At 60.0% G+C, this 8,583-nt stretch carries 9 protein-coding genes; 8 read left to right on the top strand and 1 reads right to left on the bottom strand.

Going from position 1 to position 8,583, the window contains the following annotated elements; translation table 11 throughout:
- Positions 1-271: DnaA N-terminal domain-containing protein (locus FFS60_RS14055; protein ID WP_305955951.1), on the bottom strand; the 271-nt coding region annotated here is incomplete at its 3' end.
- A gap of 528 nt (positions 272-799) precedes the next feature.
- Between FFS60_RS14055 and rpmH the strand changes: the two genes are divergently transcribed.
- From rpmH to FFS60_RS14015, 8 genes are all read left to right on the top strand, one after another.
- The gene (rpmH, locus tag FFS60_RS14050; protein WP_003290924.1) at positions 800-934 is read left to right on the top strand and encodes a 50S ribosomal protein L34; all 135 of its coding nucleotides are present in this window, start codon (positions 800-802) and stop codon (positions 932-934) included.
- Positions 935-948: 14 nt separating this feature from the next.
- A complete protein-coding gene (rnpA, locus tag FFS60_RS14045; RefSeq protein ID WP_028627011.1) occupies positions 949-1,353 on the top strand; it encodes a ribonuclease P protein component in 405 nt (134 codons plus the stop codon).
- Positions 1,346-1,591 carry a membrane protein insertion efficiency factor YidD gene (yidD, locus tag FFS60_RS14040; protein ID WP_137822310.1) on the top strand — a complete coding sequence of 82 codons (246 nt, stop codon included), beginning with the start codon at positions 1,346-1,348 and terminating at the stop codon, positions 1,589-1,591. The genes rnpA and yidD overlap by 8 nt, the downstream gene beginning before the upstream one ends.
- Positions 1,592-1,593: 2 nt before the next feature.
- Positions 1,594-3,273 carry a membrane protein insertase YidC gene (gene yidC / locus FFS60_RS14035; protein ID WP_028627009.1) on the top strand — a complete coding sequence of 560 codons (1,680 nt, stop codon included), beginning with the start codon at positions 1,594-1,596 and terminating at the stop codon, positions 3,271-3,273.
- Between the two features lie 84 nt (positions 3,274-3,357).
- Positions 3,358-4,725, top strand: a complete 1,368-nt coding sequence (mnmE, locus tag FFS60_RS14030) for a tRNA uridine-5-carboxymethylaminomethyl(34) synthesis GTPase MnmE (protein ID WP_137822309.1) — start codon at positions 3,358-3,360, stop codon at positions 4,723-4,725.
- A 513-nt stretch (positions 4,726-5,238) separates the two neighbouring features.
- Positions 5,239-7,131: a tRNA uridine-5-carboxymethylaminomethyl(34) synthesis enzyme MnmG gene (mnmG, locus tag FFS60_RS14025; RefSeq protein WP_137822308.1), complete on the top strand. Its 1,893-nt coding sequence runs from the start codon at positions 5,239-5,241 to the stop codon at positions 7,129-7,131.
- The gene (gene rsmG / locus FFS60_RS14020; protein ID WP_137822307.1) at positions 7,131-7,778 is read left to right on the top strand and encodes a 16S rRNA (guanine(527)-N(7))-methyltransferase RsmG; all 648 of its coding nucleotides are present in this window, start codon (positions 7,131-7,133) and stop codon (positions 7,776-7,778) included. The genes mnmG and rsmG overlap by 1 nt, the downstream gene beginning before the upstream one ends.
- 14 nt (positions 7,779-7,792) lie before the next feature.
- On the top strand, positions 7,793-8,581 hold the full coding sequence (locus FFS60_RS14015; RefSeq protein WP_028627005.1) for a ParA family protein: 789 nt from the start codon (positions 7,793-7,795) through the stop codon (positions 8,579-8,581).
- Positions 8,582-8,583: the final 2 nt, after the last annotated feature.

Genomic DNA, 8,583 nt, shown 5'->3' with positions numbered 1-8,583 from the left:
GTGGTGCCTTCCGCGGTGCCGGGCTGCGCTTACTGCCTATTAATAAGGAAAGAGCAGGCGCCAGGCCGTTGCCCCGTTCGCCGAGCAACTCGAGGAGCCGCCCCATGTACTTCTCGTTGACCCAATCGAGCACGAACCGATTCGGCGCGTAAACGCGCAGTTCGTCTCCATCGGCTTCAACCTGCAATGGGCGGATCCAGGTGTTGAATTGCTGGGCAGGCAGCTCATCGCGCAAGAGCTCCACGCACTGCTGCCAAAGTTCCACTGACACGGATGTCCCCCAAGTCGGAATGATGCCGGACTCAAACAAAACAGCGGTCATTGTAGCCGCCACGGGATGAGTTATCCACACGAAAGATGTCGAATGGGTGAATAAAATCAATATGTTATTCACCGCGCAGAATCACGCTGTGCTTGGCATGAATCTTGTGGATAACCATGCCATAACCCGGCCTTCTCTCCTGGGGAAAAGTGCCTGCATAACTCGCCTGTGGGTAACCTCGCCTTTCACCCCCAGCTTCTACCCAGATCGCGCACAGCCAGACCACCTCTTTCTGACAAGGTTGTTAGTCGACTCACACACAGGCTGCATGCGGCCTGTGCCGGGTTTTCCACAGGCAAGGCGGGGGCACAGTTATAAAAAACATAACCAAGCTTTTTTAAATTTCCCTTTCTTCTATATTCTTTTACTCGACAGCGCTGGTTGGAAATTGACCTGCCCGCACCGTTTCACTAGAATTGCCGGTCTCTTTAAACGGGGGCCACTTCCGGCCCGTAGTGACCACCAGGTAAAAGCATCATGAAACGCACTTTCCAACCCAGCACCATCAAGCGCGCTCGCACCCACGGTTTCCGTGCCCGTATGGCCACCAAGAACGGCCGTCAAGTCCTGTCGCGTCGTCGCGCCAAGGGCCGCAAGCGCCTGACCGTCTGATTTATCCGGAACGGGTGGTGAGTCAGGGCTTCGATCGGGAAAAGCGACTGCTGATACCCCGACAGTTCAAGGCAGTCTTCGACTCACCCACCGGAAAGGTTCCCGGCAAACACGTCCTGCTCCTCGCGCGTGACAACGGCCTTGATCACCCCCGCCTGGGTCTGGTGATTGGCAAGAAAAGCGTCAAGCTTTCCGTCGAGCGCAATCGCCTAAAACGCCAGATTCGCGAATCCTTCCGCCATAACCTTGAGTTACTGGTCGGGTGGGACATCGTAATCGTGGCGCGCAAAGGCATTGGCGATCTGGAGAATCCTGAGCTGAAGCATCAGTTCGGCAAACTCTGGAAACGCCTCGCGCGCAGCCGGACTCGCCCTGAACCTTCTCCCGGATCAGGGGTGTCCGACAGTCCCCATGCGTAAACTGGCCCTCGCTCCGATCCAGTTCTATCGCTATGCCATCAGTCCACTGATGGCCAGTCACTGTCGTTTCTATCCCAGTTGTTCCTGCTACGCGCAGGAGGCCATCGAACAACATGGCGTCCTGCGTGGCGGCTGGCTGACCCTGCGTCGCCTGGGCCGCTGTCATCCGTGGAATCCGGGCGGCTATGACCCGGTGCCACCTGCCAACACTCCCCAACCTCCTTCGATGGCCGAGTAATCATGGATATTCAACGCTCGATCCTGATCGTCGCCCTGGCAATCGTGTCCTACCTGATGGTTCTGCAGTGGAACCAGGACTACGGCCAAGCCGCCTTGCCGAGTGCAGGCAACAGCGCAAGCTCCGCGCAATCGACGCTGCCGGACGACAACGCAACCGCCAAGTCCGGCGACGACGTGCCGACCGCCAGCGCTGAGCGCAGCGAGCCGGCAACTCCCCAGACCGTCGCTCCCAGCAGCGAACTGATCCGTGTTGAAACCGACGTACTGAGCCTGGCCATCGATCCGAATGGCGGTGACATCGTCCAGCTGACCCTGCCGAAGTACCCGCGCCGCCAGGATCATCCGGATGTGCCTTTCCAGCTGTTCGACAATGGCGGTGAGCGCCTCTACCAGGCCCAAAGCGGCCTGGTCGGTGCCAACGGTCCGGACGCCCGGGCCAACGGCCGCCCCATGTACAGCGCCACTCAGCGCAGTTTCAAACTGGCCGATGGTCAGGAACAACTGGTAGTCGACCTGACTTTCAGCGAAGCCGGTGTGAACTACACCAAGCGCTTCACCCTGAATCGCGGCAAGTACGAACTGCAGGTGGCCTACAAGGTCGACAACCAGAGCGCCCAACCCTGGTCCGGCAGCATGTATGCCCAGCTCAAACGTGACGCCAGTGCCGACCCGTCCGCAACCACAGCCACTGGTGTGTCCACCTATCTGGGTGCTGCTGTCTGGACTCCGGACGAGCCGTACAAGAAGCTTTCCATGAAAGACATGGACAAGCAGCCCTTCAAGGAAACCGTGCAGGGAGGCTGGGTCGCCTGGTTGCAGCACTACTTCGTGACCGCCTGGGTCGCACCGAAGGACCAGAACAACGCCATCCAGACCCGCAAGGACTCCCGTGGAAATTACATCGTCGGTTTCGTAGGCCCCTCGCTGAACGTGCCAGCAGGCGCTTCGGCCGAAACGTCCGCGATTCTCTACGCCGGTCCGAAGACCCAGGATCACCTCAAGGAACTCTCCCCGGGCCTGGAACTCACCGTCGACTACGGCTTCCTGTGGTTCATCGCACAGCCGATCTTCTGGCTGTTGCAACATATCCACAGCCTGTTGGGTAACTGGGGCTGGTCGATCATCGTCCTGACCATCCTGATCAAAGCAGCGTTCTTCCCGCTCTCTGCCGCCAGCTATCGGTCCATGGCGCGTATGCGAGCCGTGTCGCCGAAGCTCCAGGCCCTGAAAGAACAGTTCGGTGACGATCGCCAGAAGATGTCCCAGGCGATGATGGAGCTGTACAAGAAGGAGAAGATCAACCCGCTGGGCGGCTGCCTACCGATTCTCGTGCAGATGCCAGTCTTCCTGGCCCTCTACTGGGTACTGCTGGAAAGCGTAGAAATGCGCCAGGCCCCGTGGATGTTCTGGATCACCGACCTGTCGATCAAGGACCCGTTCTTCATCCTGCCGATCATCATGGGCGCCACCATGTTCATCCAGCAGCAACTGAACCCGACGCCGCCGGACCCGATGCAAGCCAAGGTACTGAAGCTGATGCCGATCATCTTCACCTTCTTCTTCCTGTGGTTCCCGGCCGGCCTGGTACTGTACTGGGTGGTCAACAACGTCCTGTCGATCGCGCAGCAGTGGTACATTACCCGGCAGATCGAGGCGGCCAGCAAGAAGGCAGCAGCCTGACAGCGACGCCAGACAGCTTGAACAAGACGCCCCCTCTGGGGGCGTCTTGCTATCTGCCATTCGTAGATCCCAAGGTATCCACAGATGAATCCTATCCGTGACACCATCGTCGCCGTCGCCACCGCCCAGGGCCGCGCGGGCGTGGGCATCGTCCGCGTATCCGGGCCCCACGCCGCGCGAATTGCCGAAGCCATCAGCGGTCGCTCGCCCAAACCCCGCTTCGCTCACTACGGACCCTTCCTCGATGGTTCCGGGCAAACCCTGGACCAAGGAATTGCGCTCTATTTCCCAGGCCCTAACTCCTTCACCGGGGAGGATGTCTTTGAGCTCCAGGGCCACGGCGGCCCCGTTGTGCTCGACCTGCTGCTGCGCCGTTGCATGGAACTGGGGGCTCGCCAGGCACGTCCCGGTGAGTTCAGCGAGCGTGCATTCCTCAATGACAAACTCGACCTGGCCCAGGCGGAAGCCATCGCCGATCTCATCGAAGCCAGCTCCGAACAGGCAGCGCGCAATGCCTTGCGCTCGCTGCAAGGCGAGTTCTCCAAGCGCGTGCATGGATTGACCGAGAAGCTGATAGAGCTACGCATCTACGTGGAGGCCGCCATCGACTTCCCCGAGGAAGAAATAGATTTCCTCGCCGATGGCCACGTGCTGGGCTTGCTGGATGGCGTGCGGGAAAACTTATCCACAGTCATCCGTGAGGCAGGCCAGGGCGCTCTGCTGCGCGATGGCATGACCGTAGTGATCGCCGGTCGCCCAAATGCAGGCAAATCCAGCCTGTTGAATGCGCTGGCAGGGCGCGAAGCAGCCATCGTAACCGACATTGCCGGCACCACCCGCGACGTGCTGCGGGAACATATCCACATCGATGGCATGCCCCTCCACGTTGTAGATACTGCCGGCTTGCGCGATACCGACGACCATGTGGAAAAGATTGGCGTCGAGCGCGCCCTGAAAGCCATTGGTGAAGCTGATCGGGTACTGCTGGTGGTAGACGCTACCGCGCCTGAAGCGGCGGATCCCTTCGCGCTATGGCCAGAGTTCCTTGACCAGAAGCCGGACCCGGCAAAGGTCACCCTGATCCGAAACAAAGCCGACCTCAGTGGCGAGACAAGCGCGCTGGAAATCAGCGACGATGGGCATGTCACCCTCAGCCTGTCGGCTCGCTCCGGAGACGGCCTTGAGCTGCTTCGCGAACACCTGAAGGCCTGCATGGGTTATCAACAGACCGCCGAAAGCAGCTTCAGCGCCCGTCGTCGTCACCTGGAAGCCCTTCGCCAGGCGGGTTCCTTCCTTGATCATGGTCGTTCCCAGCTCACGCTCGCCGGCGCTGGCGAACTTCTCGCCGAGGACCTGCGGCAAGCCCAGCAGGCTCTGGGCGAAATCACTGGCGCATTCAGCTCCGACGACCTGCTCGGCCGCATCTTCTCCAGTTTCTGCATCGGCAAGTAAGCCCCCTCCCTTCTTATCCACAGAGAACGCGACTGCCTGCCAAACGGGCGGTTCGTTCCTGCCTTTCCGCCTGGAAAATGGTTTGCCGGAACCCTGTTGATAACTAGTCTTTAACCCAGTCCATAACCCTGGTGAAAAGCCAAGGGATAAATCTCCTGTGCATAACTACCATTTAGATACACAGCTTTCTGACGGCATACTCAATGGCTACGGTCAGGATCGCCACAGAGTTATCATCCTCTGAGACGGCCGCTCTTAAAGGCTCTGATTGACTTATCAACAGAAAAGCCTCTCCCTAAGGTATAAACATAAAAACAGGCTTTTTAAGAAATTCTTCTCTCTTTTCTATTCTTACCCACAGAGACTTTTCCCCATCTGGATAACTCCCCAGGGATAAGCTCGGGTAAAGCTACTGGCTATTTTTTGGCCAGACGGCTTCATGAGAGCGAGTGAATTCCCCTATACTGTGCGGCTTTCTCTATTTCCCAGCCTTGAACAGGCACGAGGTGCGTGGTGGATTTCCCTTCCCGTTTTGACGTGATCGTGATCGGTGGCGGCCATGCCGGCACTGAGGCCGCCTTGGCGGCCGCACGCATGGGCGTGAAGACCCTGCTGCTGACTCACAATGTGGAAACCCTCGGCCAGATGAGCTGCAACCCAGCCATCGGTGGCATCGGCAAGAGCCACCTTGTCAAAGAGATCGATGCGCTCGGCGGCGCCATGGCTACCGCCACGGACCTGGGGGGCATCCAGTTCCGTGTGCTGAACAGCCGCAAGGGACCAGCCGTTCGTGCCACGCGTGCTCAGGCTGACCGCGTGCTCTACAAGGCTGCTATTCGCGAGATACTCGAGAACCAGCCGAACCTGTGGATATTCCAGCAGGCCTGCGACGACCTGATCGTCGAGAAGGACCAGGTCAGAGGCGTGGTGACTCAGATGGGTTTGCGCTTCCTCGCTGAGTCCGTAGTGCTCACCGCGGGCACCTTCCTCGGCGGACTTATCCACATTGGCCTACAGAACTATTCCGGCGGCCGCGCAGGCGATCCGCCGTCCATTGCGCTGGCCCGCCGCCTGCGAGAGTTGCCGCTGCGTGTCGGTCGACTGAAAACCGGCACCCCGCCGCGCATCGACGGTCGCTCTGTGGATTTCTCGGTGATGACCGAGCAACCTGGCGACACCCCGATCCCGGTCATGTCCTTCCTCGGCTCGAAGGAACAGCACCCGCGCCAGGTCAGTTGCTGGATCACCCATACCAACGCACGGACCCACGAGATCATCGCCAGTAACCTCGATCGCTCGCCGATGTATTCCGGCGTGATCGAAGGCATCGGCCCGCGCTACTGCCCGTCCATCGAAGACAAGATCCACCGCTTCGCCGACAAGGACAGTCACCAGGTGTTCCTCGAGCCGGAAGGTCTGACCACCAATGAGCTGTATCCCAACGGCATCTCCACCTCGCTGCCATTCGACGTGCAGCTGGACATCGTCCGGTCCATTCGCGGAATGGAAAACGCCCATATCGTGCGTCCGGGCTATGCCATCGAATATGACTACTTCGATCCGCGCGACCTGAAGTACAGCCTGGAAACCAAAGTCATCTCCGGCCTGTTCTTCGCCGGTCAGATCAACGGCACCACTGGCTACGAAGAAGCGGGTGCCCAGGGCCTGCTCGCTGGCGCCAACGCGGCCCTGCGCGCCCAAGGCAAGGACACCTGGTGTCCGCGTCGCGACGAAGCCTACATCGGCGTACTGGTAGACGACCTGATTACCTTGGGCACCCTGGAGCCCTACCGCATGTTCACGTCGCGCGCCGAATACCGGTTGATCCTGCGCGAGGATAACGCCGACCTGCGTCTCACCGAAAAAGGCCGCGAGCTCGGCCTCGTGGACGACAACCGCTGGGCAGCTTTCGAAGCCAAGCGCGAGGGCATCGCGCTTGAAGAGCAACGGCTGAAGAGCACATGGGTCCGTCCGGGTACTCCCGAGGGTGATGCAATCGCCCACCGCTTCGGGACCCCGCTTACCCATGAATACAACCTGCTCAACCTGCTGAGTCGTCCGGAAATCGATTACGCCGGACTGGTGGAAATCACCGGAGGCGGCGCCGAGGATTCGCAAGTAGCCGAGCAGGTAGAAATCAAGACCAAGTACGCCGGTTACATCGATCGGCAGCAGGACGAGATCGCGCGCCTTAGGGCCAGCGAAGATATTCGACTACCCGACGACCTGGACTACGCCACCATCTCGGGTCTCTCCAAGGAGATCCAGCACAAGCTCGGCAACTCCCGTCCGGAGACTCTCGGCCAGGCCGGTCGTATCCCCGGCGTGACCCCAGCGGCGATTTCCCTGTTGCTGATCCACCTGAAGAAACGCGGTGCCGGCCGCAAGCTGGAGCAGAGCGCCTGATGTCCCTGGTTTCCCAGCGCCATGCCGACGAACTGGCCACTGGCGCACAGCAACTCGCTGTCGAACTCACTCCGGAAAAGCAGGAAAAACTCCTCGCCTACCTGGCCTTGCTGATCAAGTGGAACAAGGCCTACAACCTGACTGCGGTGCGTGATCCGGATGAAATGGTCTCGCGCCACCTCCTCGATAGCCTGAGCGTTGTGTCTCGTGTCGCCGAGCTTGGGGATAACTGGCTGGACGTCGGTAGCGGCGGTGGTATGCCGGGCATACCGTTGGCCATCCTGTTTCCGGAGCGGCGCTTCACACTGCTCGACTCCAATGGCAAGAAGACTCGTTTCCTCACTCAGGTGAAGCTGGAGCTGAAACTCACCAACCTCGAAGTTGTCCACAACCGGGTCGAAGCCTTCACTCCCGAGCGGCCGTTCAATGGCATCGTGTCGCGCGCCTTCAGTTCGCTGGAGGATTTCAGTAACTGGACGCGCCATCTCGGAGATGGTGAAACACGCTGGCTGGCCATGAAAGGCTTGCACCCGGATGACGAGCTGCAGGCACTGCCCGCGGACTTCCGCGTCGAGTCCGCGCATCAGCTGGAGGTTCCCGGTTGCCAAGGTCAGCGCCATCTGCTGATACTGCGCCGCACGCTATGAGGGGGAAGGCAGCCATGGCCAAGGTATTCGCAATCGCCAATCAGAAAGGCGGGGTCGGCAAGACCACCACCTGTGTCAACCTCGCCGCGTCGCTGGTCGCTACCAAGCGACGCGTGCTGCTGATCGACCTCGATCCCCAGGGCAACGCCACCATGGGCAGCGGCATCGACAAGCTTGCCCTTGAGCATTCCGTCTATGACGTGCTGACCGGTGAGTGCGACCTGGCTACGGCCATGCAGTACTCCGAGCACGGCGGCTACCAGCTACTGCCGGCCAACCGCGATCTCACAGCTGCGGAAGTGGCACTGCTGGACATGCCCAGCAAGGAACATCGCCTGCGCGAAGCCCTCGCGCCGATTCGCGAGAATTACGATTACATCCTCATCGACTGCCCACCTTCGCTGTCGATGCTCACGATCAACGCGCTAGTCGCTTCCGACGGCGTGATCATCCCCATGCAGTGCGAGTACTACGCACTCGAAGGCTTGTCGGACCTGATGAACAGCATCCAGCGCATCGGCCAGTTGCTGAACCCGAACCTGAAGATCGAAGGCCTGTTGCGCACCATGTACGACCCGCGCATCAGCCTGACCAACGACGTTTCGGCGCAGCTCAAGGAACACTTCGGCGACAAGCTCTACGACGCTGTCATTCCTCGTAACGTAAGGCTGGCCGAAGCCCCTAGCTTTGGCATGCCGGCCCTGGTCTACGACAAGCAATCCCGTGGCGCCATCGCCTATCTGGCGCTGGCTGGCGAACTGGTCCGACGCCAGCGCGCCAAAGCCAAAACCGCTACCGCATAAGG

Origin of the sequence: Pseudomonas sp. D(2018) (assembly GCF_005502555.1) — a bacterium.
Lineage (GTDB): Bacteria > Pseudomonadota > Gammaproteobacteria > Pseudomonadales > Pseudomonadaceae > Metapseudomonas > Metapseudomonas resinovorans.
This window is presented reverse-complemented; position numbering and strand designations above follow the sequence as displayed.